The organism is Myroides sp. WP-1 (genome assembly GCF_014145635.1).
Classification (GTDB): domain Bacteria; phylum Bacteroidota; class Bacteroidia; order Flavobacteriales; family Flavobacteriaceae; genus Flavobacterium.
The window spans coordinates 19,112-43,736 of sequence record NZ_JACHTC010000022.1 but is presented as its reverse complement, the minus strand read 5'-3'; the positions used below and the strand labels follow the sequence as shown (position 1 = coordinate 43,736).

Sequence of the window (24,625 nt, the reverse complement as noted above, 5' to 3'; positions counted from 1 at the left end):
AGCAAACTTTATCCATTCAGAGTGAGAGAAAGGGGGACATTGTCTCTCTTTCCTCTCTGAAAAATAAATGTTTTTATTGCTTATTATCCGCACCCAAAAAGTTGCATTTATAAGTTGAATTCAAGATACAAGATTTATGTCATGGAAAAATCACCGGGATCAGACAACTACTATGTCCAGTACATTCAAGAAAAAGACCAATATGATAACGTCATTCAAATTCCCCTTGATTCACAGCTATGGGAAAGTGAAAATAGTGATAAATTCGATTTGTACTTAGAAGACTACAATTTTGATGGGTATCTCGATCTTTGTGCTTTTCATTATTTACCTTCTAAACATATATACTTCTTGTATGATACCGAAGAACAAGATTATTTGGAAAACACATCATACAATGCGTTATACTCGGTTGTATTTGCTACAAATTTCAGAAAAAGGTTGCTCTATGAATATACTAATCATAAGGATATTCAGCAAAGTATTTACCAATACAATGCCGGTAAGCTGCTTCGCATTTACAACTTCATTAAACGAGATACACAAGATGGAAATTCCTTTACAAAAAGGCATTATCAATATATCAATGATGAACAAAAAATCATTAATGAATTGACTTTTAAGAAACTGTATGGACAAAAAGCACTATATCCTTTAAACAGCGAATACACAAACGCTAATTGATAGTCATATCATTAAAATAGGTTTCTCTTGAACGATAGGCAAAACTAGATCAACTAGTCCTTATTTTATTGCGAATGTTACAGTCATTTTCCTTATATTTAAGCATTTAAAAACACTTTTTAAATGAAAAAAATCGCCTTACTCCTTTTCTTACTGGCAACTACCTCAAATGGGTATGCTCAAATAAAAGAATTGTCAGGATTCTTTCAAGCAGGTAATCCACTCTATCTAGGTAACTTTGCCAAGAATCCGAGACAACACATCAGCTTTGTTGATACTTTCAAAGGCGAAATGACATACAAAGAGAACGCAATTTCTTTTGATTCTTTGCGTCTGCGAAATAATATCTTGTATGATCAACGGCTAAAACGAGAATACAGCATTCGCCATACGGATTTAAGTCAATTAACACTAATTTCTTCTGAAGATAATGTATTGCGTTTACTTCGCATTTTTCCACAAAGTGAACAACTGTTTCGCGAACTAGAACAAGTGGAGGATCTAACCTTTTACGATAATTATATCTCTTTTGATAAGACGGTTATCGATCGCTATAATATCGTAATTAAGTACAAGGAAAAGTTTTATCCCTTGCCTAAAAATAAAAAGAAGAGAAAACGCATGCTTACCCAAGTTTTTTCGGATTCACTAGTTCAAGAAACCATCGAAAAATGGGCTCTTACACATATGTAAATAAAAAAATAGAATCTCTCCAACAAGATTCTATTTTTTATTTGTCATTTGCGTAACGATCTCCTTTAAAAGGGCTTTGCGTTTTACCATCGCCTCTTGTTCTTTTTGCTTCTTTTTCGCCAATTTATCTTTGACAACTTTTCGGTTTGCTGGCGTATTTCTTCCCATAGTTTTTTGTGTTTTAAACTGGCCTTTTGTTGCTTACTGCTACAAAAATACACTATTGTCTCAAATTTTCATTCAAACTTTGCACAAGCATAAAAACTGTTGTTACAGGGTTTTGTTGGTGGTAAGGTAAATCTATTTGACTGTTGTACAACTCTTCTGCAAATTTAATCGCTCTACTTTGGGACGCTTCTTTGTCACCAGCTAAAAAACGATATATATTTTGACAAAAGCCATACTTCTTACCGTCTTTTTCGTAGTTTACATTCATTTTTTTACTCAATTGGTCATAATAGAACGATCGTAATTGTCTTGCTTCCGTTTTATGGTAATGTAAATAAAACCACAATTCAAAAGAATCATTAGAATAAGCAACCTTATATCCTAACTGTATAGCTTTGTTTATTGCATTATCAAAATCTGCACATTCTTGCGCCCCTCGTGAATAATCCATATCAAAAACACACCAAACCTCATCGTAGGTATATGTTGTTCCATTAATTATATCTACCGTTGTTTCAACAAGTTTTGTTTTTGATTGTCCTCCCAGATCAATAGCTTCTACTTTTACACCATAAACGGGAAAAGATTCAAAGTACAATTTCTCCGTTTGTCCTTCACATACAATTAATATTGTTTTTTTTATTGCTATTGTTTCTACTCTATAGGGAGTTGGCTTCTTTTTCCTGTTCCACGCTTTTGTTTTATCCGAATCTTTTATTGCTTTAGTCTTCTTGGGCATAATCAAAATGTAAACTCGTTGTAAAATCACCTAAAAAAGGAACAGCTCCGTATTTCCCTTGAATATAATCTTTTTCAAATGAGGCATTATTTCGGACTCCTTTAATTTCTACCAAGGTATACAAATGACTCGCTCCATAGTTGTCTTTTTCAACAAAATCAATTTGATCTCGTCTTAAAATTTCTGCACTCAACAAGTTTGTATCATGTGTTGTGAAAATTAATTGGGCCTGTTGATTGGAAGCGCAATTAAATAATTCTACAATTTTTTTAGTCAAAAGCGGGTGAAAGCGAGAATCAAATTCGTCAATAACAAGCATTCTTCCTTCTTTTAGTGCGCTATAGATAAAAGGACTTAATTCAAACATCTTGATAGTTCCCTCCGATTCATGACTAGTAAATAAAAAAGGAATATCAGTTACTTTTTCGGCTTTATTATACAGCGTTCTACTTGAAACAATAATGTTTCCTTTATTTATTTCTTCTTTAAAATCCTCATCCATGTCTTCAGGTAACTCTTCTTTGGTCATCTGAATTTTCTCCAAATTATTGATCCCTGTATCCGCATTTTTAAGGAAATCAAGAATAAATTTTTTCTTATCAATGTCATCTAAAGCTTTGCCTGCAGCGGCATACATACCGCTATGTCCCAACCCATTTATAACCATGATGGACGTGATAGCCTTTACAATTTTTTTTGATATCTTACCAAATCCAAAAGAAGATAATGAAGTTAAAAACAGCGAATTATTTCTAAAAATTGTATTCTCATCATCATAATCCAATAAAGAAATAAACTTACTTCCTTCTTCAAAATGCTTTTCACTTACTCGAACAATTTCTTGTCCTTCACGAATAAATAATGTTTGTTCTCTTTTTTTAGGTGTAAAAAACAACCATTCACTTTTAATTGAATTCTCATCTGCCTCAAAACCGTAACGATATCTTACATTATCAACTCTAATTACCAGTTGAAAAAATGTTGGTTCATCAATAGTTTCTAAAGACAGCTTAAAAGGATCTACCATACTTAAAACCTTCTCGTCTTTAACCGAAGATTTTACAATACGAATAAATGCAACTAGTGCCTTAATAACATTACTCTTACCACTCGCATTTGCACCATAAATTGCTTTTGATTTTAGTAAAGACAACTTCTCATCAACTTCTATAACATTCGTTACATCCAATCGTGAATTATTTGATTTGATCTTAGCAGCAGTCATATTTAAGGTCTGCTCCTCTTTGAAAGACCAAAAATTTCCAAAATTAAATTCTTCAATCATCTTTCTTAAATTTAAATTTGCAGTTATTTTACAAATATACGAATAAGATCTATTTGATCCTCCAACCAAACCATTTTTATCCTACACTTAGATAATGAAATTTTATCTTCAAAATAATATTTATTTTCTCAAGATAAACACCCTAAAAGCTTTGAACTTTTTAGTACTTTACATCCCTCAACCAACCGAACCTAATATCTGATGAAAACAATATCTTCTCTACTTATCCTCTTTTTGCCTATCGCAGGTGTAGCGCAAATACAAACGGTTTTTCAACAAAAAATAGATTCTATTTACAATCAAAACCGAGATGCAGTAGGAATTATTGTTCACGTAGAAGCGCCTGAGCAACAACTATCTTGGAGTTATGCTCATGGATTGAATGATAAAAATTCCTCTACTCCTCTACTTGCAGAGCAACCTGTTTTACTTGCGAGTAATACCAAGCCCTATGTCGCCGCTTCTATTTTGCGATTAGTTGAGCTGGGCAAGGTTAGTATCAACCAAGCCATAGATACTTTACTTACAGAGCAAACACGTCAGCTTTTTAGTCAAAAAGGATATGATTTAAAAGCTATTACAATCAAACATCTCCTATCTCATACCGCTGGTATTCAGGATTACGTTGATGACGCATATTTCACTTTTGTCAACGAAAATCCAACCTATCAGTGGAGTAAACAAGAACAAATAGACCGCGCAATTCAATTGGGCAATCCTAAAGAAATAGGAAAAGAGTTTAGCTACGGAGATATCAACTATCTTTTACTTACCGAGATTTTAGAAAACCAAACCAAACAACCTTTTTACGAAGCGATGCGTTCTTTACTAAAATACGAGGAATTGGGGTTAAATGAAACCTGGTTTATACAACTAGAAGATTATCCTACTGGTACCCTTCCTCTAGCACATCAATATGCCAAACAGTATAAACACAATTCAAGTGAAATCAATCCTTCTTGGGATCTATATGGCGGAGGTGGAATTGCAGCAACAGCCAAGGATGCTGCACTTTTCTTTCATTATTTATTTGAAGGAAAAATCATTGAAGATCCTACTATTTTAGCATCTATGTCTAGCTATGTGCTTGCTCCAGAGCAATCGAAGTATTGCTTGGGTATTTTTCATTTTGATTTTGGATTTCACGCATTTTACCACGGAGGTTGGTGGGGAACGGATGTTCTTTATTCACCAGAAGCAAAAGCATCCGTTGCTGTTTTTACACTACAAAAAGAATTTCAACATTCAATCAATCCTTATATCGGCAAAACATTCTTAACCTTGCTCCTAAACGCTAAAAAATAAATGGAGTAATTCGCTCCGAAACTACTTCCTAAGTACACTTGTTTTATTATCTCACTCCACCATTATTCAATGCACCTGGAATTTGGCTCGTGATTTCGTCGTCAAATACGATGAGTACATAGTCTACATTTTGTTTGTTGTACTCGGTTACTATTTTAAAGTAATCGCCAATAAAGTAGTCGAGTTTTTTGGAGTAAATCAATACGCTTGTCAATTCTTCTCCTAGCTGATAATCACTGTGATCTGTTAATCGTTTTAGCTTCAACTTTTGATAGTTTTTTCCTTTCTTTAGGTGTTTTTTGACATTATCTAAATCGAGGTTATTCAAGGCTATTCCACAGGCTTTTTTATCGTTCATTTTTCTTCCATCGAGTATTTCTGCACTGGTAGATTTTTGACCTTCTGCAAAAGACAACATCGATCCGTGTAGGGATGATGCTAACCGAAACAAAGACATTTCTGTCGTAACATAGACAATTTTATTTCTATCTATGTTCCATGTTTGAACAATGTGGTCTTCATATTCTTTAGGCGTAATATTGTCTAGAGAAACGCCTAATTGACTAAGCGCAATTGTTTGTTCGCCTTGAGGCATTTCTGTTTGTCCAAAAAAAAGAAGTGGACACGCACAGGCCACTAAAGTTAACCATTTTCTCATCTTTTCTTATTTTATACTGTTATTTTCTAGATAAATATTCACCTTAGTATTCTTTACAAAAGCCATTCTTTCTAAGATTAAAAACGAATATACTAATTTAAATTAACAAAAATATAAGTTAAATTACTTCCCCTCATATAAATCTACTTTAAAATAAAAAAAGCGATCTATGAGTACATAGATCGCTTTTTCTTATGCTTATTTTAAACAACAAGTAAGTTATGTAAAAGAGGTATGAACTATAATTGAATAATTCCCGCCCCTGATATTTTGCCACTTGCATGTACAAAATCATTCATCGATTGATTTTGAGCTGTGGTTAGCTTGCTGTAATTAATATCTAATTTTGAACGACTCATCGACAAGTCAAATAACTCTTTGTGAATTGCTTTTTGTCTTGCGGCATCTGTTGAATTTTTAAACTCCTCCACCAATGCTACTTCTTTTTTGTAGGAAGCAATCACATCAGCTTGGTCTACATCCGGTAACACCAAATCAACAGTGGTTGATTCTGTAATGGTACATTGTCCCTCAACGGTTTTATTTTGTTCATAGTATCCTTTTTCTTCCTCATCAAGCATTTCATCATAAAACGCTACAAATTCTTGTTTGGTAAAAAATTTATTGTAGAAATTACCGACCGCTTTTTTATCATACGTAATTTGTTCTTCTGGATAGGCTTCACCTAGAAAATAGGTACAACGATAAAAGTTGTTATCAATAAAAAGTGCATTCGTTGATTTGATATTATCTTCATACGGCACGCCATCGATTAACACTTCTGTCATCGTAGAGCCAAATTTGTCAAAATTGCCTTCCGTTGCATAGACCATTGAATAAATATAATGCGGTTCTAAAGTTGGATTGATAATACCTCCTGTATTATGATAGAATACATTAAACGCCGTTTTTTGTCCTTTATAGGTCAATTCGTGTGTTCCTGTTTTTAGTTTGAGAACTTCATACCCAAAAGGAGCTACTACATAGGTTTTGTCATCAATCGATACTTGTATTTCTTGATCGGTAGGATTAGATAAGTAAAAGTCTTGTCTTTTAAAGGGATCATCACAACTGATGAAGGTCATAATCGTTAGCAAGAACGCCAAAAATCGTAATTTCATAGGAATTAATTTATTTTAAAAGGGGGCAAAAATACCAAATTGGATTCCTTTATCCTAAGGATGTTTCTTTTTTACACCAATTTTCCATGATTTTTGTTCATCCGAAATACGTCATTCTTCTAATTTATTCTCTTGTGCTTTACTAATCAAACAACTAAAAACACATTGATTTTTAACTCATTATCATTCGCAATACGCAATGGATCTAAAGAGTCATCATATCCAATTTTTCCAATTTCTAAATCTTTAAAGTGAACAGCGATAATTTGATTTTTAGCCATAATTAATACATGGATTGATTATCTTTAAGGTTGTCTATTTTTTTCAAAACAAATTGATTGAATGCCTTCATTTCATCAAAATACTGCAATACTTTCAATACCGTTTTGAGCGTTGGATTTTCACCATTTTCCAACTTAACAATGGTAAACCTCGAAAGTCCTAGTTCATCTGCTAATCGCTGTTGAGAGAGATTCTCTGCATTTCGCATCTCTTTACACCAATTTCCTATATTGTCTTTCACCTCTTTAATTGTAATAAAATCTAGCATATCTTGTTTATTATAGTAAACAATTATAGCTAAAACAACTCATTTTGTCAACTATAATAAACAGAAATGTTTTTTTTAAAAAATAGTAAGAAATTTAACATAACAACTTACAACTCTTCAATAACTTATTCACTTGGAGGACAATTTAAGCGTTAAAAGGTAAAATACCCTATACACTACTAGCAATCAACACCAATGATATAATGCCTAGTAATTCACTGCCTAATTAATTTATTTTTCAGCATTATTCACTATTCGTAGTATAAGTTAAAATTTAAATCTCATCATTTGAGAATAATGATTGTAGTTTTAAGTATTTTAGCAAAAAAAATCCCCTTATCAAAACTCTTTTTTACATATTCGTTTGCTCGTTAGGGCTAGTTTGCGGGTGTTTTGCACAAGACAAAACCAATACGCTACTTGAAAAAGAATTTCAACAATTGGATTCTATTTCTACTACAAGTGAAGTCTACAAGCTCCTTCAAGAGGTTCAATTCAACCCTAATCTCCATGATAAAAATAGATTAACCATTGGATATCTTATTCGATTGGCTGATTTATATGCACAAAAACACGATAGGTTGAACAAAAGAAGTACCGAATTATATACTAGAGTTCTTCAACTAACCGAAAATGAAGAGGATCTGGCTTTTCAAACGTATGTCTATTCCAAAATAGGGTTTTACTACTATTCGTATAACCAATATACCGATGCTTATATTTATTTTACGAAGTCTGCTCAGGCATTGAACCAACTCACGGATGAAGAACTATTTAATGGATATGAGGTTTTAAAACAAAATGCTTATTTTTTCCAAACACTCACGGAATATGATATAAGTATTGCTTTTCTGAATCGCGCTTTAAAACTACTATCTTCAAATTCCAAAGCACGTGCCACAATCTTAAATGCCTTGGGAACTAACTACCTCTATAAAAATGAATTGGTTACTGCCGAGAAATACTTTTTACAAACCAAACAAAGTGCAATTGCCAATCAGGATAGTATACGCTATGCCAAAGCACTTGGTGATTTGGCAAGAGTTGAAATCATTCGAAGCAATTGGGAAAAAGCAGAAAAACTTCTTTTAGAGGACATTGCTATTTCAGAGCAATTGGGAGAATCCAGAAATGAAATGTTTGCGCAGTTGCAGCTAGGGAAAATGTATTTAAAGCAAGATAAAACAGCACTAGCTAAGCAAACTTTACTACAGGTTAAACACTTTGCCCATAGCAAAACGTACCTAAAAATATACGAAAAAGAAAGTGTAGAACTGCTTCTAAAAATAGCACAAATCCAAAAGGACGATGGTGAAGAACTGCAATTGAGAAGAGAACTAGACAAGCTCAGCTTACTAGTAACGGCAGAAGATAAAGTAACTATTGATAAAGTGGCCTTAAACTACCAATTAAAAGGAATGGAATGGGAATATGATCTTCAAAAAATACAATTAGAAAAATCACTGTTACTACAGCGAACTTGGTTCTTCATTAGTTTTCTTTTAATCATTATCGTTCTTCTACTGTACGTATTATACAAACGTCGTATTAAATTAAACTCGATTGCCTTTAAAAACAAAATGCTCGGTTTTCAGTATGACAAAATGCAAATAGAAACAAAACTAGCTGAAGCAAACAATTCTCTCGACTCGTTTCACACGTATATTGACAGTAAAAACGAACAAATTAGCCAGTTAGAAAAAGAACTTCTACACATCCGAAATCGAGATCAGAAAAATTCACTAGAGGATCTATTATCTTCGCACTTGATGACAGATGACAATTGGAGTTATTTTAAACAGGCTTTTCGCGAGGAGCAACCTGAGTATTACAATGGTTTACTTAGTCACTTTCCCAATTTGACGGAATCGAACTTGCGCATTGTTCTCTTGCAAAAACTGGGTTTAAACAATCAAGAAATCGCACAGATTATTGGTATTACTACTGATGCGGTAAAAAAGGCAAAACAACGTCTCCGTAAAAAATACAGCGAAAACGAAAATGATCCTTTTGATTTCATGCTCCTTTTACAGGAATAAGATTTCCTTTTTTAGCTTTATAAAAGCAAATATAAAAAAATGTATTTTTACGTATTATAAACCAATAAAAGAAAAGCCTAACGACTCTATCTTTAACCAATAGTATTTTACTAACGGTGTATTTTTTTGCATTGAACAGCGTATTTACATTCGGACTGTCTGCCTTATTCATTCGCATGAAACTATTCTTTTCACGTTAGCCAATATGCTTTAGTACTTCCCAATTTAATCGTAATTTAGTCGTTCTATAAAATGAAACGCTGATTTAACCTCCCAATCAATGAAACAATTTCTTCAAAAAAAAGACATCCAAATTTCGAGCAGACGATACTTTATTGATGCTATGGGAGCTATGGCCTACGGTTTATTTGCTACCTTACTTGTGGGGACTATTCTCAAAACAATAGGTGAGGAATTTGCGATTTCATTTTTAAAAGACGTGGTTTGGCCATTTGCCAATCAGGCTACTGGTCCAGTAATAGCACTTGCTATTGCGTATAGTTTGCGAGCGCCACAGTTGGTTTTATTTTCTTCTGCTGTTGTAGGAGTAGCTGCTTACCAGTTGGGTGGGCCATTGGGTGTGTTTATTGCAACCATTATTGCCGTAGAAGTAGGAAAGGCCGTTGCGGGTGAAACAAGAATTGACATTGTCATTACTCCCATTGTTACTGTTCTGGTAGGAGTAGCATTAGCTCAATTGATTGGTCCGAGTGTCAATCAGTTGATGCAGTGGATTGGACAAGTTATTATCCTTTCAACAGCCGCTAATCCGCTCATTATGGGCGTGGTAATTGCCGTAGTGGTCGGCATGGTTTTAACCTTACCCATCTCATCAGCTGCTCTGTGTTTGATGCTGCAATTGGATGGTTTAGCTGCAGGAGCGGCTACCATAGGTTGTTGTGCTCAAATGATTGGTTTTGCTACAATTAGCTACAAAGACAACGGTATTAAAGGATTACTAGCACAAGGTTTAGGAACGAGCATGTTGCAAGTACCTAACATTTACAAGAATTGGAAAATTTGGATTCCCCCAACATTAGCCAGTGCCATACTTGGTCCCATTGCCATTTTATTCTTTGACATGCAAAATACTGCGTTAGAATCAGGTATGGGAAGTTGTGGTTTAGTTGGTCAAATAGGAACTTTCAATGCTATGAAAGAATCCTATTCAACCTCTTATATTCTCTTAGCTATTATCAGCTTACAGTTTATATGCCCTGCGATTTTATCTTACGTGATTTACGTTATCATGAAAAAGAACCAGTGGATCAAAGATGGCGACATGAAATTATTCTAAGTGGTGTCACCTATTTCAGTTGCTTGTTTTATTCGAAACGCCATCGGGTATTCCTTGTAAAACACAGCTATTTACTTCTTAAATATCCAAGTCAACGCTTTGTTTTTTGTAGCTCTAAAGATCGTTGTATGCAATTCATTGGGTTCATCTGCATAGGTCCACTCCAAAGCATCATCCTTATTCTCTGCTAAGATAGTTGCGAGTTCTTTCGTATAAGGAAAAATATCAGTAGCATTAGATCCCGCAAACCAAAGTTTGCGTTTTACTGCTTTATTCTTTTCTAAACTCGCTTTTGCCGTTCGAACTAAAAAGTGATCATTCCACCACAATGAAGGATCAAAGGCAATGTAATTCGCAAACAGTTCTGGTTCTAAAAAAAAGGTTTCCACAACAAATAATCCGGCAGCAGACTCTCCTAAAATAGTCCTTTCGCCTTTTGTTCTATATCTTTTCTCAATTTCCTGAAACAACTCTTCTTTTATAAAGGCTCTAAACTTCTCAGATCCTCCCACCACTGGTGCAATTTCTTTGTCTTTTGCAACTGTTGTAAATCCAGTTAAATCTCTTCGCCTTTGTGTATTTTCAATACCAACTAAAATAACAGCAGGTATTTTTTGCTCCTTGATTAACTCTTCTAAAGTATTAGCAATATGAGGAAAATCTTCCTTTACTCCGCCATCTGCCATATAGATCACCGGTAGAGAATCCATACTATTACCATAGTCTTTAGGCGTCCATACATTGATAACCCTTTCCTCTTTTAATTGGTTGGATTGCAGTTTAAACGTATCGTGTTGTGGCACGACATCTTTGCTGGTCGTTGTATTCGCACAACTCATAATCAAGAATGTACATAGCAAACTCAAGATAAGGGCACTTCTTCTTTTCATTCTAGTTTTGTTTTAGTTTTAACGTGATTTACAGAAGTACATCAAAAAAGATATGCTTCATTTTTACATTCTTTGCAAGAAGAAATTTCTACTTATTTTCATCCAAAACATTCTTTTTAAAGAAAATAACGACTAAGATCCTTAAATTCTAAAAAATCAACTGTGTAGAGTAACGTGTTTATTCTTGCCTTTTACTTGTAATTCCCCATTGATTCATATTGGCATATTCGAAATCTTGTTTGTATCTATCTGGAATTTGTCCTAAGAGTAAAGCACCCACTTCTACAGAAGGGAAAATTTCTTCATAGGTCAACATATCATTCAATGAAACACGTCGATAAATATGAGAACGCGTAATGTTTTTCATATCATCTAATCCTGAAGCACCTAATAATTCTACAAAACTCTCAATTGTTCCTTTGTGGTAATTAGCCATTCGCGTTTTTTTATCAGCAACATCCAATCCTATAGTAAGTTTAGGATCTTGAGTGGCAATTCCGGTCGGACATCGGTTGGTATTACACAAAAGTGCTTGAATACAACCAACTGCAATCATCATTGCTCGAGCTGCATTACACGTATCTGCTCCTAAAGCCATTGCGCGTGCTAAATGAAACGAAGACGTTACTTTTCCTGAAGCGATGATTTTAATGTGCTTGCGAATACCCATTCCCGTTAAGATATTATGTACAAATGCCAATCCGTCAAGCATAGGTGCTCCGATATAGTTTGAAAACTCTTGTGGCGCAGCTCCTGTTCCTCCTTCTCCCCCGTCTACAGTGATGAAATCAGGATAGGTATCTAAATGCACCATCGCCTTACAAATCGAGATAAACTCAGCTTTATGTCCAATACACAATTTAAACCCAACAGGTTTTCCGTCCGATAAATTTCTCAATTCCTTAATAAACTCAACCAATTCCAATGGTGAATTAAACGCCGAGTGATACGGTGGTGAAGCTACAATGGTATGAGGTTTTACATGTCGAATTTGAGCAATCTCCACTGTATTTTTAGAAGCAGGTAATATTCCACCATGACCTGGTTTGGCTCCTTGAGAAATCTTCAATTCGATCATTTTAACGTTGGGTAATTTCGCTTTTTCAGCAAATAAAGCAGGGTCAAATTTTCCTTTTTCATCTCGACATCCAAAATATCCCGTTCCAATTTGCCAAATTAAATCACCCCCGCCTTTTAAGTGATAAGGGCTTATTCCTCCCTCTCCTGTATTATGGGCAAAATTACCCAATTTTGCACCGCCATTCATCGCTTCAACTGCTTGAGCACTTAAAGAACCGAAACTCATAGCCGAAATATTGAGAATACTGGCAGAATACGGTTGTTTACAGTCTTTATTTCCAAACAGTACACGCGGATTGTGATCTAGTGTATCAAAGGCTTTAGGTGCAATGGAATGACACATCCATTCATACCCCTCCGCATAAACGTCTAGCTGTGTACCAAATGGAATAGTTTCTAATTCTTTTTTTGCACGTTGATAAATAGTTGCACGATCAATACGACTAATCGGTTTCCCGTCTGTATCGGATTCAATAAAATACTGATACATTTTAGGTCGAAGTTCCTCCATCACATAGCGAAGTCGACCAAAAATAGGATATATACGCCTCAAGGTATGTTTCTTTTGATACATATCTTGATATCCCATAATTACAAATATGAGAACAATTACAAAAAAGATGCTCCAATTCTTATTTAAAAATATAGAAAGTAGAAGCATGACAATCAACAGTAAAGTTGAAAAAATAACGAATTGTTTACGCATAGTTTACCAGATTTTTTAATCCTCATTTCTACACTAAAGATAGAAATTTAGAGCTATTAAGAAACGTATTCAAATTTAAAAAAAGCAATTATTTAACCATAAATTTACAGATAAAAAATAAATAACAAAATATTAATTATTATTTGTAATACAGCGATTACTGCCCTTGCATACGTTAGATGCTATTCTAAGTCAAAAATGCAGAAAATGGGGTTTCAATAAAAAAGGATTGTCGTATTGCGATTTTGCTCTTCCAGAAGAGAAAACTTGACTTTTATTTAGGAATACTAGACAAAAGAGTAAACTTTAGTATCTATTCTTGCGGTTTCAGTGTCAATTATGAACCTTTGAGTAGAATTACAAACTAGAGTAGTTTTAAAAAAAAGTACTATTGTATCAACTTAAATCTAGTTTAATGACTCTATTGTTGCTTTATTTATTTTTAGCACTAAGTATTTCTTTTATTTGTTCGATTGCCGAAGCGGTATTACTATCAACACCTTTGGCTTATTTACAGAGTAAAGCTGATCAAGACGATGCAAAAGCTGCCCAACTTATTGGAATGAAAAAAGACATCGACAAGCCTTTATCCGCTATTTTATCCCTAAATACAATTGCCCATACCGTAGGTGCGGCAGGAGTTGGTGCACAAGCTACACTTGTATTTGGCGAAGCTTATTTTGGTGTTATCTCTGCGTTACTTACGCTATTAATTTTAGTTTTAACCGAAATTATTCCCAAGACTCTTGGCGCTAATTACTATAAAAAATTATATGCGTTTACTGCTACGTCCATTTCCGTGATGATTCGCTGTTGCTACCCTCTGGTTTTGCTTTCCTCTTTTTTGACCAAGCGATTGAGCAAAAAACAACAAGAATCTAGTATGAGTAGAGCCGAGTTTGCAAGTTTAGCGAGTATGGGAGAACAAGAGGGTGTACTCGCAGGAAAGGAGAACAAGATTATTCAAAACCTCATTCAACTCAAAGAAGTTGCAATTACTGATATTCTTACCCCGCGTATCATGATGGTACACGCCAACGAAGAAATGACGGTACAAGACTTTTTAACTCATAAAGAGTTTCTTTATTTTTCGCGTATTCCCATCTACAGTCAACAGGCAGAGCACCTGGTTGGTTATGTTTTACGCGATGTAGTCTTGGAGCATTTAGCGGAAGACCGATTTGACATTCGACTCAAGACTTTGAAGCGAAACATCTTACAGCTAAACGAGCACATGAGTGTGCTAGAAGCTTGGGAAAAACTTACGGATAAACAAGAACATCTAGCCCTTGTGACTAATGAATATGGAGAGGTACAAGGATTGCTTACCCTTGAGGATATTTTAGAAACCCTATTGGGATTTGAAATTGTCGATGAAAAAGATAAAATCGTCGATTTGAGGGCGTATGCAATGGAACGATGGAAAAACAAACAACGCAAGTATCAATTTATTGACAACAAAAATTAAAAAAGGTAATGCTTATGGGTTTTTTCATGTCGTATGCTCTTTTTTAAATTAAATAAATTCAAGTAGTTCCTTTACCTTTTTTGTGTTCGGATTGTTGATCGCAAGTGCTGAATTATGCGTTACTTTTGGTTCGCCAGGTATCGTTAAGAAGAAAGCCATTGCCTCTACTTCACCACCATATTTATCCACTAATGCGCTTTTTGCTTCCTTCATGGCTTCTGTAAACAAGGCTAAATTTTTTTGTTGAATGGGTTCATAATCAAAACCTTTTTGAAACAATGGTACGATTTGAGCATCATAGAAATCAATCAGTGTATCAGCAAAATTGGATAAACCATAGACGACATCTTCTTCATCAGAAACATAACACCATTCTTCTGCGATCCACTCACAATTCTTATGCAACTTTTTTAAACTTTGTTGGGTTGAAACGGCAGCATAGGCCGTTAAACAATCAGAATCTAAAATAAGAGCAAAACCGTACACTTGTTGTTTTTTCTTTTGTAAAAAATGGTAGAGGTACTCAAATTCATTGATGATAGCTGTTTTTAAATCTATCAAATGCGCGTCATACCAGGCATCAAATGCAGGGTTTTGAGTGGTTGCTTGTTTCTTAGGTGACCAATACGTATTGGCTTGACAGGCACGAGCTACATCATCAAGTCCATCTTCCCCTAAAGAAAGATCCATTTTAGCACTAAGTAGCCCTTGTAGTAAGGCTAACTCCGCTCCTACTTTTTGCTCACTAATGTAAGTCGCTATGGCCCTATGTTGTTCTTCTTGTGTTTTATCTTTCCTTGGATCAGAATGATAAGTCCTTATTTTGTCTAGAGATCGTACAAATTGATCTAGAGAAGCGATAATCTTTAAAGCTTCGGTTCCAGTTAATTTGATTTCTTTATTTTTCGGATTCATATTGTATCGTTTTTACTTCCTTCTCAAGGAGATTTACGAAGCGCAAAATAAGGATAAAAAAAACTGTTTGATCTCCCTAATTGTATTGATTTTTGGCAATTATATTATCGCATGACTGTTAGTCTATTTTGTACAACACAAGCAACAATCCATTTCTTTTGCTTCATTTGTAAAAATTGAAATAAGCCGTAAAAGAAGCTCTTTCTCTCATCATAACAAACTAATTCTTTATTTTCGTAAAGAAAACAAGGAAACAGATGGACAAAAAGGCCAAAAACATATTATTTAAAACGTATTGGAAAAGCGGATGGATCAACAAAAAAGACAGGTATACCTCCCCAGATGACCTTGCTTATGCCAAGGAAAAAGGGGTAATGTTTGATCCGCGAACAATTTCTCATGATGCTTGCTTAGCGCAAATATTCGACCTACTTCCTAAGATCTCAACACAACTCGTTGGCAAAGCTTTTCTGAGTAGCTTGTCTACCCGACGGTTAGACTGGCGCTCTGGTTTGGCTTCTTATTTCATTGCCAAGCAACTAACCCCACACCCATACACAAAAGTAATAAGTGGACAAAGTTTGGATCCACACGGAAATGCAACACACATCAGCCACACCTGTGGGATATGTAGGGATGCGAAATATGGTATTATAGGTGATGAATGCTACGATAATGTAGATCTAAACGTATTAAACTTTGAAAGAATAAAATGGGGAGGTGTACGACACGGTCATCTTATCTACACTTTATTTGACTTGGAACAACTACATGCAGCAGATATTCCTGAACCCACAACAGAAGACATCGCTATTTTCCAAAACATGCTAACCGTTATCGAAAATTCTCAGCCGGAGGATTATCCAAGTGCATTGGAGAAAAATCTAGCGTCAGTTATTAAATCAACGAAAGACGAACGTCAAATTCTTATCGAAATATTGGCTTGCATCAACATCCTAAAACCTACCTCATATGACAGACCAACAAAAGGAAAACACGATTGGACTTTTGTTACTTACTGGCGTGGGGAGGATAAGTACAATAAAGAAGCCTTACAGTTGTACTTCAGCAACTATATGCCTCAAAAAACACTTTGATTTTTAAAGACAAAACCTATGATTTTAAATAAATCATAGGTTTCTCTTTTTTACTAACCAGTAAAACAATTATCCTCTATAAATTCGCAAAAAAAACTATCGATAACTACCTAACACTCGACTCAGATTAGCCGTGTTTACTAGGTACACTATTTTCGCCTCAATCACGTTGCTAAATGCTTCTTGCCACAGCGCATTAGCCTCAAGCAAATCTTTACTTACAATAGTTCCTGCCTCAAAGCGATCTTGTACAATACGTCTGTTCTCAACACTTTGAGTGAAAGCTAATTCAGACGATTTTACATCTTGAGCAGCTTGGTTAACTAAAATTTCAGCATTTCTTATTTCTAAATCTAACAGCTCTTTGGTTTGGTCTAACTCTTCTTGTGCGGCTAACGCTTTTAATTTTTGCTGCTTCGCCTTAGCTCCTCTTTTTCCCCAATCAAAGATTGGAATCTCTACACTTACCATTCCTACATAAGACGTTAGATTATCTTTGCCATTAGTGAAGTTTATGCCCTGTCCAAAGCCTGATATTCCGATCATACTTACAGCAACTGTTGGATAATAATCTGATTTTAGAATCTTTGCTTGCAAGTGTTCTAAACTAGCTATCTCTTCTAATATCTGAATTTCAGGTCGATCCATTATAGACTCTTCTCTTTGCTGTTCAGAAATAGTCGTAATTTGATCTACAAATGATAAAGATTCTTTTATCTCAATTTGTTCAGTGCTTTCCATCCCTATTAATTGCTTTAAGGCTAATAGAGACATAAACTTACCATCTTGTACTTTCTTTAATCCCAATTTTGCATTGGTGAGTTCTACTTGTACTTTAAGAAGATCGTTCTTGTATACTAAGCCCACCTCATAACTATTGTTTACATCTTTCTCTAAAGCTTCTAATAGTTTGATATATTCATTCGCTAATTTCTCCTTTTCTTGTAACTTAACAACATCATAATACGCTTTCTCTGTTTCAAAAAGTACCTCTCTTTCTGTCAGTATCACACTTTGTTGGGCTATATTTTGTTGAGATTTACTCGCCTTTACCCCATCTCTTATCTTTCCTCCAGCATATAAGGGAACACTAGCTGAAACCATAGCATTAGCCATTTTCTCAGGAATCATTCCATTCATAGCACCTCCTAGAGGATCTCCTAAATAAGCTCCTGATAGAGAAGCATCAAGCATAGGATAAGCCTCTAATTTAGCTACGCGAATGCCTTCTGAAGAAGCTTCTAACTGCTTCTTTGTCTTGGTTATTCTTTTATTATGATCTAGGGCTAACTGCTTACAGGTTGCTAATTCAAGTACTTTAGAATTTTGAGCAAAAGAAGTTACTGTAAACAGCAGACCTAGAAATACTATATATCTTTTCTTTGTTTGCATGATCTTTGTTTTTAATGTATAAACCTATTACAGTTCATGTTGGGGTACATACTTGGTAAATCTGTAGTACAACACAGGAACAACAAATAAAGTCAGTACCATAGACACAATTAGTCCAAAAGCTAGTACACTTCCCAGCGGTGCCCACATGGGTGATTTCCCTAGGATCATCGGCAATACTGCCACTGCCGCCGCCGCAGAGGTCAAGAATATGGGGCGCATTCTTCGTTTTGCTGCTGCAAGTGCTGCTCCACGACGACTGAACCCATGGTCTCGTACTAACTCATCGGCGTAATCAACAATGATAATACCATTGCGAACTACAATACCTATTAGACTGATAATCCCCATAAAGGCTGTCATACTCATTGGATTACCTGTTACCCATAGCCCTAAGAATGCACCCAGTAAACTAAGTGGGAAAGTAGATAAAACAAATAAAGACTTGCCTATAGTTTTAAATTCCATCATTAGAATCAAGAATATCAAAACCAAACTCACCCCTAAGGCTTTCATCATTGCAGGGCCATTTTCCTGTGATGTTTCCATATCTCCCCCATATTGAATCTTAATTCCATGTGGTAGTTTGATTTGATCTATGTCACGCTTCACATCAGCCATAATGGAAGCCGCTTTTATTCCTTTTTGCGTTTCGCTATTTACCTCAAGTGTACGAAGGCCATTTCTGTGCGTAATCACTCCTGGTGCCCATTGGGGTTCTACCTGTGCTACTTCACTTAGAGGAATTGAACTACCAAATATCGATGGCACATAAATCTGTGATATATCTGCTAGATCCTTTCTGTTGTCTTCAACAAATCGAAGTTGAACATCCACAGGTTTATTTCCTTCGTAAAAACGCGTCACAGGCGCTCCTTTTGTACCCGTACCTACTGTTTGTATGATAGACGTATTAAGTACTCCGTATCGCTCTGCTTTATCCTCAATTGGCGTAATTCCAATAGAGAACAAGTCTTCTTGATAACTGTTGCGAACCCAGTTGGTTCCCTTATGACGTTTTAATATCTGCTCAATTTGATCCGCTACTGCCTTTTGATCTTCTATATTCTCACCAATAATGCGAATTGAAATAGGTGCACCTTCTTGTAAACTAAGTTGTCTTAATCTAACATAACCCTCTTCTAAATAGTTGTCAAACTGATCAAGATAATCTTGTACCACCTGATTGGCTTCTTTAGCATCATGTGTGGTAATAAAAATCTGAGCATAATTCTCACGAGGGATCTCAGGTGAATAAGTCACGTTAAAACGAGGAGAACTCATCCCAATAAAACTCGCAATACTCACTACTCTATCGTCTTTTCTAAAAATAGCCTCTACTTCCTTGGCTACCTTATCTGTCTCTTGCAAGGAAGTTCCTGTTGGAAGCCAAAGCTCCACGTTAAACTGCTTGGTCTCACTTAAAGGGTAAAACTCTTGCTCTACTTGAGTTGCAATTCCCAGCGCTGCTACAACAGAACTTATAGCTATAATGTAGGTATACTTTGGATGTCTAAAAGCTAAAGCGATACCTTTATTAAAATAGTGCTGTAAGTAATCTAATACGTTCTTTTTCTTCTTTTTATCTTGGTTGTCTTCCGGGCTATGTAATCCTTTTTTGATAAAGATGTAACACGTTAGTGGTGTAACAAAGAAGGACACAAACAGGGATGAGATTAAAGCAATTGCAATTGTTATGGGCAAAGCCATCAAGAAATCTCTAGCAATACCATCCATAAAAAATGGAATTGGAGCAAAAGCACAGATAATAGCTGTAGTAGCTGATAATACAGGGATAGTTAACTGTCTGGCAGCTTGCCAAGCCGCTGTCCACGGCTGTATACCTTCATCTAACTTTTCTACGTAATTATCCACGATCACAATAGCATTATCAATCACCATCCCCAGTACAATCACAAGCGCAGCTAAGGATACTTGGTGTAATTCAATACCGAATAAATCCATAACACCAAACGTGATAATAAAAGATATTGGTGCGGCAACTGATGCTACTGCTGCAACTCTAAAAGGCAATAACAATACAACAACGAGAACACAGGCTGCAATGGCCATGACAAACTCTGTCATAAAGTGTGAAACACTTAAATCTACTGCTTCAGGTTGACTAACAATTGTGTTTATAGTTACATCCTCTGGAAGTGTTTTGCCAATTTCAGCTAACTTTTGATCGATTAACGCTCCAAATTGTACAATGTTATTTCCACTTTGCATCTCAATAGCGAGCATTAATACCTTGTCCTCCCCCATTCTGATAAAAGAAGTCTGGTCTGTATAGCCTCTCTCTATCTTAGCGACATCAATTAATCTAACTACCTCCCCCATAGGACTTGTATAAACAAGTAAGTTCTCTATATCCTTCTGAGTTGAAATCTCACTGTTAGTGAAAATAGGAATAGTATTATTAGGCATTTTTACCTCACCAGAATACATGGTCAGATTCTGAGCCTGTAAAACAGAAACTATAGTAGAAGCGGTAATACCATAATCAAGTAGCTTTTGGTTATTGATTTCTACACTAATCTGTGGCTGTTGTAATCCCGAGCGGTTTATCTTAGCTACTGTAGGAATTGATTTTAACTCATCTTCTACTTGGTCTAAATAACCTTCTAATTCACTGTAATCTTTAGTAGGAGAAGAAAGAGAAAGGATCAGGGCTGTCACGTCTCCAAAACTACTGTTGACAATAGGTCCTATACTTCCTTTTGGAAGATTAGGCATCACCTCTGTGTTCATGCCATGTTGCAATGTGGCCCAGAATCTCTTTCTATCCTTCACCTCTGTGCGCAAGCGAACTGTAATAAAAGTTTGACCTGCTTTTGTTTCTGATGTTGTTTTCTTTTTATCTATCTCCTCAAAAGTAAATAGATACTGTTCTATTTTTTTGGTAATCTGTTGTTCTGTTTGATATACATCTGCCCCTGGATATAAAGATACAACCATCGCTATGGGCATTTCAATATTAGGGTTTTCTGCTCTAGACATATTCTTTACCGCATAAATACCCAACCCCAATAAGATAACTGTAAGAGCTAACGTCACTTGACGATACTTCATCGCAGCTTCTATCAAATTAATCTTTATCTTTTTAGACATAATAAATTCCTTTTATTGTGCAACTACTGCTCCTTCATACAATCTAGCGCTAGAAGTAATTACTACTCGTTCTCCTACTTCTAATCCACTTTGTATAACTAAATCATTAGCGCCGCGTACATTAGATACTTTTACTCTTTTCTTCACTACTCCAGTAGAGCCTCCATTTAATACATATACATTAGTAACACCGTTCTCTCCTTTATGAATAGCACTTGCTGGAATAATAATTTCTTCCTTTTCTACTTCTTTTATCCACACATCTCCCAGCATCCCTCCTAATATCTCCTGATTCGCATTTTGAATCCTTACTTTAACCATATAAGTTCTGGTTACAGGATCAGCTTGAGGGTTGATTAAATCGATGGTACCTTGAAATTCTTTTTGTAAAGAAGCAATAAAAAGATTGGCTTGTTGTCCCTTTTTAAATTGAGTAATCTCGCTCTCTGGAACATTGATTTTAGCAAATACTTGATCCAAATTAGCCAACGTGAACATCGGTTGTCCTGGTGCGACTACCATTCCTTTCTCCACCGATTTCATCGTAATCACTCCATGAAAGGATGCTTTTAAACTTGCATCACCTAATTGTTTTGAACTGATGTTTTTACTAGCCTTAGCTTGAGCGAGTTTCGTTTTAATATCTAAGTATTCTCGCTCTGGTAAACTTCCTTTTTCATAAAGCTTTGTAAACCTGTTATACAAATCCAAAACTTGATCATAACTTGCTGCTGCTATCTGATATGCATTCGAAAACTCTTGATCATCTAATCGAGCTAATTGTTGACCTGCTTGCACGTGTTGGCCTTCTTGAACAAACACGCCATTTACAGTTCCAGGAACTGAAAAACCAATAGTTGCAATTTGCTCTGGTTCTACTGTTGCAGCATAAGATTTAGGATTAGCAATCACCACCTTTTTAACCACTTCACTTTTAACTTTAATCGCTTGTGATGGTTCACTTAGGTTTGATTCTTTTTTTGAACAACTAACACCTGTTAGTAATAAGGCAAATAAGACAGTGCCTTTTAATACATTCCTTTGCATAGTACTTGATTATTTATTCTTGAACAAAGGTCAAGCAAAAGCAAAGTATACAGAAGGGAAAAAACGCTCCTAATTTGGTATAAATTTCTGTTTTATATCGTTTATTTGAAACTAAAAAACACTATATTGGTTTAATTATCTTTTTTTCTAGTTCATCGCGATAGGCTTTTGGAGATAATCCTGTCGCATTTTTAAAGTATTTTCCAAACATGGATTGATCATTGAAATTTAAGGTGCTTGCAATCTCAAAAATGGGAATAGTTTGATCTGCTAATAAGTATTTGGATTCGTGAATCACAATATCTTCAATTAACTTTTTTGCAGACGCCCCATAATAAACCTTAACAACCTCAGATAGGTATTTTGCCGTAACAAAAAGCTGATCGCTGTAAAAAGGTAAATCTCGATGTACTTTAAACTCTTGTTTGACCAATAGAAAAAAATCCATAAACAACTTCTTCTTTACTGTTGGTTTTTCATCAATAAGTTGAGCATAACGCGAAACAATACGCACTAATTCATAGAAAAAAACTTTAAATAAGGCCTGAATACTATCAATGCGGTAGGCATATTGATCGTCCAAATCCAAATAGGTATGTATTAAATCAATCACTGCTTTCATACGAACCAATTCTTCGGGCGGTAAATTCTTAATTGGATAGAATTTTCTTCCGAAATAATACGTAATCAATTGCGTAAATTCATTGCTAAACTCTAAAGGAATAGGCATATTAGATGCAAAAGTAAGCATCACTAAATCAAAGGTTTCGGAATAGACTGGGGAGGAATTAAAAGGGATAAATGAGCTGACAATAAAAACTGAATTTTCTTCAAAATGATGGATTTCCTGATCATAGTGAATTGAGATACTTCCCTTTTGTAAGATACAAATCGAATAAGTATCAATGCGGGAATCTACATAGTTGAGAATATCATTGATTTCTTCTGTATTCTTTTGATTGGCGTATAAAACGCTAATTCCAATCGTTCGCAAATGGGTATCCAAGATTTTACTCATAATCAAAAAACACTTTATTTCGAAGTAGTCGCCTTCCTCTAAAGCAAATATAAGTAGAAGGATTTAGTTATAAACCAACAACAGCTTAAACGACTTAAATAAAAAAATAAGGGTGAATTGTGATTCACCCCTATTCAACATAAAAAAATGAAAATAACTGGTTTAGTTTGTTTTAGACGTTCTTTATTTAGGTGTTAGTTTATTTGTTCAATCTCTTTTTGAGCAAGGGCCAATGCTTCCTCATACGTATCAACCACAATGAGTTTATGTCCCCAGTATTTTTCAAAAACCACTTGAAAATCAATAGCTACTTGTCGTTTTATCGGATCTGGCTCTACTTGTATCATGGCCAATACTTGGGTGCTCAAAGCTTCTCTGTTCTTCTTCATCCAAAGGTTCATCATCTTCATATGGGTTTTATCACTCTTGGTCTCCGCCACATCCGGAGCGCTTACTTCGTTAATCATTACAAATTTTTCTCCGCGTTGAAGCAAATTTTCGTAGTCTATAAAATATTGATCTTGATTCTTTTCCTTTTGTGTAGAGGCAATCGATACACGAACAATCGGAAAATCTAGGGCGTTAATTGTGCTCATACTATTTCTTTTTACAAAGGACTTGCTTTATCCACACTCAATCAATGGATGTAAATCAGAAAGGAATGGACATTTCAAAGGATTTAGTATAGGTCCATCGCTATGCATCCCTACCCCCCCCTTAAATTATAAAGAAGGATTCTTTCCCACTCTTTATAATTTAATATATTTACTTTTTCTAACTTCTTTTATGCAAGCATTAATCGATCTACTTTGTCAAAAATATCCCATTGATTCATCAGCTTTAAAACTTTTACTTTCTCATATGGAGATTGTTTCTTTTGAGAATCGCGCTGCTGTTTTAGAGGAAACCAACTCAACCTCTACCTTTTACCTGATTTCCAAGGGAATTTGGAGAGCCTACAAATTGGCAGATGGCGATGAGAATACCCTGTGGTTTGAGCGCTATGGCGATATTATGTACAGTGAAATTAAACCCAACTACACCATAGAATCTCTGGGTGAAAGTGAAGCGTATTGCATTAGTAAAAAGGAACTAGATGCACTTTGTTTAAATTCTCACGCGATTTCCAATCTAATTCGCATGCTCATTGAGCAATTCTATTTTGACGTCACTCATATTTCCGTTGAATTGTCCCATCAATTGGCTAAAGAACGCTATTTATCTATTTTAGAAAAAGATCCTGAATTATTCCAATTAGTTCCTCAAAAGCACATTGCTTCTTTTTTGGGGTTAACCCCCCAATCCTTGAGCCGATTAAGAAGAAAGCTACTTAAACCGTAATCGAAATTACCATATGGT

Annotated in this window: 23 protein-coding genes; 8 read left to right on the top strand and 15 right to left on the bottom strand. The window is 35.3% G+C overall.

Going from position 1 to position 24,625, the window contains the following annotated elements:
- Positions 1-141 precede the first annotated feature (141 nt).
- Both H4K33_RS14825 and H4K33_RS14820 read left to right on the top strand, forming a co-directional pair.
- On the top strand, positions 142-684 hold the full coding sequence (locus tag H4K33_RS14825; RefSeq protein ID WP_182650363.1) for a hypothetical protein: 543 nt from the start codon (positions 142-144) through the stop codon (positions 682-684).
- Between the two features lie 123 nt (positions 685-807).
- Positions 808-1,377: a hypothetical protein gene (locus tag H4K33_RS14820; protein WP_182650361.1), complete on the top strand. Its 570-nt coding sequence runs from the start codon at positions 808-810 to the stop codon at positions 1,375-1,377.
- Between the two features lie 30 nt (positions 1,378-1,407).
- On the opposite strand, the gene H4K33_RS14815 is transcribed toward H4K33_RS14820, so the two are convergent.
- From H4K33_RS14815 to H4K33_RS14805, 3 genes are read right to left on the bottom strand one after another with little or no spacing between them, the layout of a single operon-like run.
- Complete coding sequence (locus H4K33_RS14815) at positions 1,408-1,545, bottom strand: hypothetical protein (protein ID WP_182650359.1); 138 nt, start codon at positions 1,543-1,545, stop codon at positions 1,408-1,410.
- 52 nt (positions 1,546-1,597) lie between these two features.
- Complete coding sequence (locus tag H4K33_RS14810) at positions 1,598-2,284, bottom strand: RloB family protein (RefSeq protein ID WP_182650357.1); 687 nt, start codon at positions 2,282-2,284, stop codon at positions 1,598-1,600.
- Complete coding sequence (locus H4K33_RS14805) at positions 2,268-3,569, bottom strand: ATP/GTP-binding protein (protein ID WP_182650355.1); 1,302 nt, start codon at positions 3,567-3,569, stop codon at positions 2,268-2,270. Before H4K33_RS14805 ends, H4K33_RS14810 begins: the two co-directional genes overlap by 17 nt.
- A gap of 201 nt (positions 3,570-3,770) precedes the next feature.
- On the opposite strand from H4K33_RS14805, the gene H4K33_RS14800 reads away from it, so the two are divergent.
- Positions 3,771-4,874, top strand: coding sequence for a serine hydrolase (locus H4K33_RS14800; RefSeq protein ID WP_182650353.1), 1,104 nt, complete (start codon positions 3,771-3,773; stop codon positions 4,872-4,874).
- A 46-nt stretch (positions 4,875-4,920) separates the two neighbouring features.
- Here the strand turns inward: H4K33_RS14800 and H4K33_RS14795 are convergent, their stop codons facing one another.
- From H4K33_RS14795 to H4K33_RS14785, 4 genes are all read right to left on the bottom strand, one after another.
- On the bottom strand, positions 4,921-5,532 hold the full coding sequence (locus H4K33_RS14795; protein ID WP_182650351.1) for a hypothetical protein: 612 nt from the start codon (positions 5,530-5,532) through the stop codon (positions 4,921-4,923).
- A gap of 239 nt (positions 5,533-5,771) precedes the next feature.
- On the bottom strand, positions 5,772-6,653 hold the full coding sequence (locus H4K33_RS14790; RefSeq protein WP_182650349.1) for a hypothetical protein: 882 nt from the start codon (positions 6,651-6,653) through the stop codon (positions 5,772-5,774).
- 146 nt (positions 6,654-6,799) lie between these two features.
- Complete coding sequence (locus tag H4K33_RS16620; RefSeq protein WP_255493768.1) at positions 6,800-6,934, bottom strand: hypothetical protein; 135 nt, start codon at positions 6,932-6,934, stop codon at positions 6,800-6,802.
- Between the two features lie 2 nt (positions 6,935-6,936).
- The gene (locus H4K33_RS14785) at positions 6,937-7,203 is read right to left on the bottom strand and encodes a helix-turn-helix transcriptional regulator (protein WP_182650347.1); all 267 of its coding nucleotides are present in this window, start codon (positions 7,201-7,203) and stop codon (positions 6,937-6,939) included.
- Positions 7,204-7,643: 440 nt separating this feature from the next.
- Between H4K33_RS14785 and H4K33_RS14780 the strand changes: the two genes are divergently transcribed.
- Both H4K33_RS14780 and H4K33_RS14775 read left to right on the top strand, forming a co-directional pair.
- Entirely contained in the window at positions 7,644-9,242 is a 1,599-nt protein-coding gene (locus H4K33_RS14780) for a hypothetical protein (protein ID WP_182650345.1), read from the top strand.
- Between the two features lie 280 nt (positions 9,243-9,522).
- Complete coding sequence (locus tag H4K33_RS14775) at positions 9,523-10,539, top strand: PTS transporter subunit IIC (protein WP_182650343.1); 1,017 nt, start codon at positions 9,523-9,525, stop codon at positions 10,537-10,539.
- A gap of 71 nt (positions 10,540-10,610) precedes the next feature.
- Here H4K33_RS14775 and H4K33_RS14770 read toward each other — a convergent pair whose 3' ends face one another.
- Together H4K33_RS14770 and H4K33_RS14765 are read right to left on the bottom strand one after the other, a co-directional pair.
- Positions 10,611-11,429: an alpha/beta hydrolase gene (locus H4K33_RS14770; RefSeq protein ID WP_182650341.1), complete on the bottom strand. Its 819-nt coding sequence runs from the start codon at positions 11,427-11,429 to the stop codon at positions 10,611-10,613.
- A gap of 178 nt (positions 11,430-11,607) precedes the next feature.
- Positions 11,608-13,215: an FMN-binding glutamate synthase family protein gene (locus tag H4K33_RS14765; RefSeq protein ID WP_182650339.1), complete on the bottom strand. Its 1,608-nt coding sequence runs from the start codon at positions 13,213-13,215 to the stop codon at positions 11,608-11,610.
- Between the two features lie 415 nt (positions 13,216-13,630).
- Here H4K33_RS14765 and H4K33_RS14760 point away from each other — a divergent pair, with 415 nt between their 5' ends.
- Positions 13,631-14,683 carry a CNNM domain-containing protein gene (locus H4K33_RS14760; protein WP_182650371.1) on the top strand — a complete coding sequence of 351 codons (1,053 nt, stop codon included), beginning with the start codon at positions 13,631-13,633 and terminating at the stop codon, positions 14,681-14,683.
- A 48-nt stretch (positions 14,684-14,731) separates the two neighbouring features.
- On the opposite strand, the gene H4K33_RS14755 is transcribed toward H4K33_RS14760, so the two are convergent.
- Positions 14,732-15,598 carry a DUF4303 domain-containing protein gene (locus H4K33_RS14755; RefSeq protein WP_182650337.1) on the bottom strand — a complete coding sequence of 289 codons (867 nt, stop codon included), beginning with the start codon at positions 15,596-15,598 and terminating at the stop codon, positions 14,732-14,734.
- A gap of 257 nt (positions 15,599-15,855) precedes the next feature.
- Between H4K33_RS14755 and H4K33_RS14750 the strand changes: the two genes are divergently transcribed.
- A complete protein-coding gene (locus tag H4K33_RS14750) occupies positions 15,856-16,695 on the top strand; it encodes a hypothetical protein (protein ID WP_182650335.1) in 840 nt (279 codons plus the stop codon).
- A gap of 96 nt (positions 16,696-16,791) precedes the next feature.
- On the opposite strand, the gene H4K33_RS14745 is transcribed toward H4K33_RS14750, so the two are convergent.
- The 5 genes from H4K33_RS14745 to H4K33_RS14725 form a co-directional block, all read right to left on the bottom strand.
- Positions 16,792-18,087 carry a TolC family protein gene (locus H4K33_RS14745; protein ID WP_182650333.1) on the bottom strand — a complete coding sequence of 432 codons (1,296 nt, stop codon included), beginning with the start codon at positions 18,085-18,087 and terminating at the stop codon, positions 16,792-16,794.
- Positions 18,088-18,114: 27 nt separating this feature from the next.
- On the bottom strand, positions 18,115-21,201 hold the full coding sequence (locus H4K33_RS14740; RefSeq protein WP_255493767.1) for an efflux RND transporter permease subunit: 3,087 nt from the start codon (positions 21,199-21,201) through the stop codon (positions 18,115-18,117).
- A gap of 12 nt (positions 21,202-21,213) precedes the next feature.
- Positions 21,214-22,248, bottom strand: coding sequence for an efflux RND transporter periplasmic adaptor subunit (locus tag H4K33_RS14735; protein WP_182650331.1), 1,035 nt, complete (start codon positions 22,246-22,248; stop codon positions 21,214-21,216).
- A 121-nt stretch (positions 22,249-22,369) separates the two neighbouring features.
- Entirely contained in the window at positions 22,370-23,266 is an 897-nt protein-coding gene (locus H4K33_RS14730; protein ID WP_220485338.1) for a helix-turn-helix domain-containing protein, read from the bottom strand.
- Positions 23,267-23,460: 194 nt separating this feature from the next.
- The gene (locus H4K33_RS14725; RefSeq protein WP_182650329.1) at positions 23,461-23,862 is read right to left on the bottom strand and encodes a hypothetical protein; all 402 of its coding nucleotides are present in this window, start codon (positions 23,860-23,862) and stop codon (positions 23,461-23,463) included.
- Positions 23,863-24,052: 190 nt separating this feature from the next.
- Here H4K33_RS14725 and H4K33_RS14720 point away from each other — a divergent pair, with 190 nt between their 5' ends.
- The gene (locus H4K33_RS14720) at positions 24,053-24,607 is read left to right on the top strand and encodes a Crp/Fnr family transcriptional regulator (protein ID WP_182650327.1); all 555 of its coding nucleotides are present in this window, start codon (positions 24,053-24,055) and stop codon (positions 24,605-24,607) included.
- Positions 24,608-24,625 lie beyond the last annotated feature (18 nt).

Excerpts from the sequence above, each read along its gene's own strand:
- H4K33_RS14825 (WP_182650363.1), top strand. The coding sequence starts at position 142 with ATGGAAAAATCACCGGGATCAGACAACTACTATGTCCAGTACATTCAA.
- H4K33_RS14820 (WP_182650361.1), top strand. The coding sequence starts at position 808 with ATGAAAAAAATCGCCTTACTCCTTTTCTTACTGGCAACTACCTCAAAT.
- H4K33_RS14815 (WP_182650359.1), bottom strand. The coding sequence starts at position 1,545 with ATGGGAAGAAATACGCCAGCAAACCGAAAAGTTGTCAAAGATAAATTG.
- H4K33_RS14810 (WP_182650357.1), bottom strand. The coding sequence starts at position 2,284 with ATGCCCAAGAAGACTAAAGCAATAAAAGATTCGGATAAAACAAAAGCG.
- H4K33_RS14805 (WP_182650355.1), bottom strand. The coding sequence starts at position 3,569 with ATGATTGAAGAATTTAATTTTGGAAATTTTTGGTCTTTCAAAGAGGAG.
- H4K33_RS14800 (WP_182650353.1), top strand. The coding sequence starts at position 3,771 with ATGAAAACAATATCTTCTCTACTTATCCTCTTTTTGCCTATCGCAGGT.
- H4K33_RS14795 (WP_182650351.1), bottom strand. The coding sequence starts at position 5,532 with ATGAGAAAATGGTTAACTTTAGTGGCCTGTGCGTGTCCACTTCTTTTT.
- H4K33_RS14790 (WP_182650349.1), bottom strand. The coding sequence starts at position 6,653 with ATGAAATTACGATTTTTGGCGTTCTTGCTAACGATTATGACCTTCATC.
- H4K33_RS16620 (WP_255493768.1), bottom strand. The coding sequence starts at position 6,934 with ATGGCTAAAAATCAAATTATCGCTGTTCACTTTAAAGATTTAGAAATT.
- H4K33_RS14785 (WP_182650347.1), bottom strand. The coding sequence starts at position 7,203 with ATGCTAGATTTTATTACAATTAAAGAGGTGAAAGACAATATAGGAAAT.
- H4K33_RS14775 (WP_182650343.1), top strand. The coding sequence starts at position 9,523 with ATGAAACAATTTCTTCAAAAAAAAGACATCCAAATTTCGAGCAGACGA.
- H4K33_RS14770 (WP_182650341.1), bottom strand. The coding sequence starts at position 11,429 with ATGAAAAGAAGAAGTGCCCTTATCTTGAGTTTGCTATGTACATTCTTG.
- H4K33_RS14765 (WP_182650339.1), bottom strand. The coding sequence starts at position 13,215 with ATGCGTAAACAATTCGTTATTTTTTCAACTTTACTGTTGATTGTCATG.
- H4K33_RS14760 (WP_182650371.1), top strand. The coding sequence starts at position 13,631 with ATGACTCTATTGTTGCTTTATTTATTTTTAGCACTAAGTATTTCTTTT.
- H4K33_RS14755 (WP_182650337.1), bottom strand. The coding sequence starts at position 15,598 with ATGAATCCGAAAAATAAAGAAATCAAATTAACTGGAACCGAAGCTTTA.
- H4K33_RS14750 (WP_182650335.1), top strand. The coding sequence starts at position 15,856 with ATGGACAAAAAGGCCAAAAACATATTATTTAAAACGTATTGGAAAAGC.
- H4K33_RS14745 (WP_182650333.1), bottom strand. The coding sequence starts at position 18,087 with ATGCAAACAAAGAAAAGATATATAGTATTTCTAGGTCTGCTGTTTACA.
- H4K33_RS14740 (WP_255493767.1), bottom strand. The coding sequence starts at position 21,201 with ATGTCTAAAAAGATAAAGATTAATTTGATAGAAGCTGCGATGAAGTAT.
- H4K33_RS14735 (WP_182650331.1), bottom strand. The coding sequence starts at position 22,248 with ATGCAAAGGAATGTATTAAAAGGCACTGTCTTATTTGCCTTATTACTA.
- H4K33_RS14730 (WP_220485338.1), bottom strand. The coding sequence starts at position 23,266 with ATGAGTAAAATCTTGGATACCCATTTGCGAACGATTGGAATTAGCGTT.
- H4K33_RS14725 (WP_182650329.1), bottom strand. The coding sequence starts at position 23,862 with ATGAGCACAATTAACGCCCTAGATTTTCCGATTGTTCGTGTATCGATT.
- H4K33_RS14720 (WP_182650327.1), top strand. The coding sequence starts at position 24,053 with ATGCAAGCATTAATCGATCTACTTTGTCAAAAATATCCCATTGATTCA.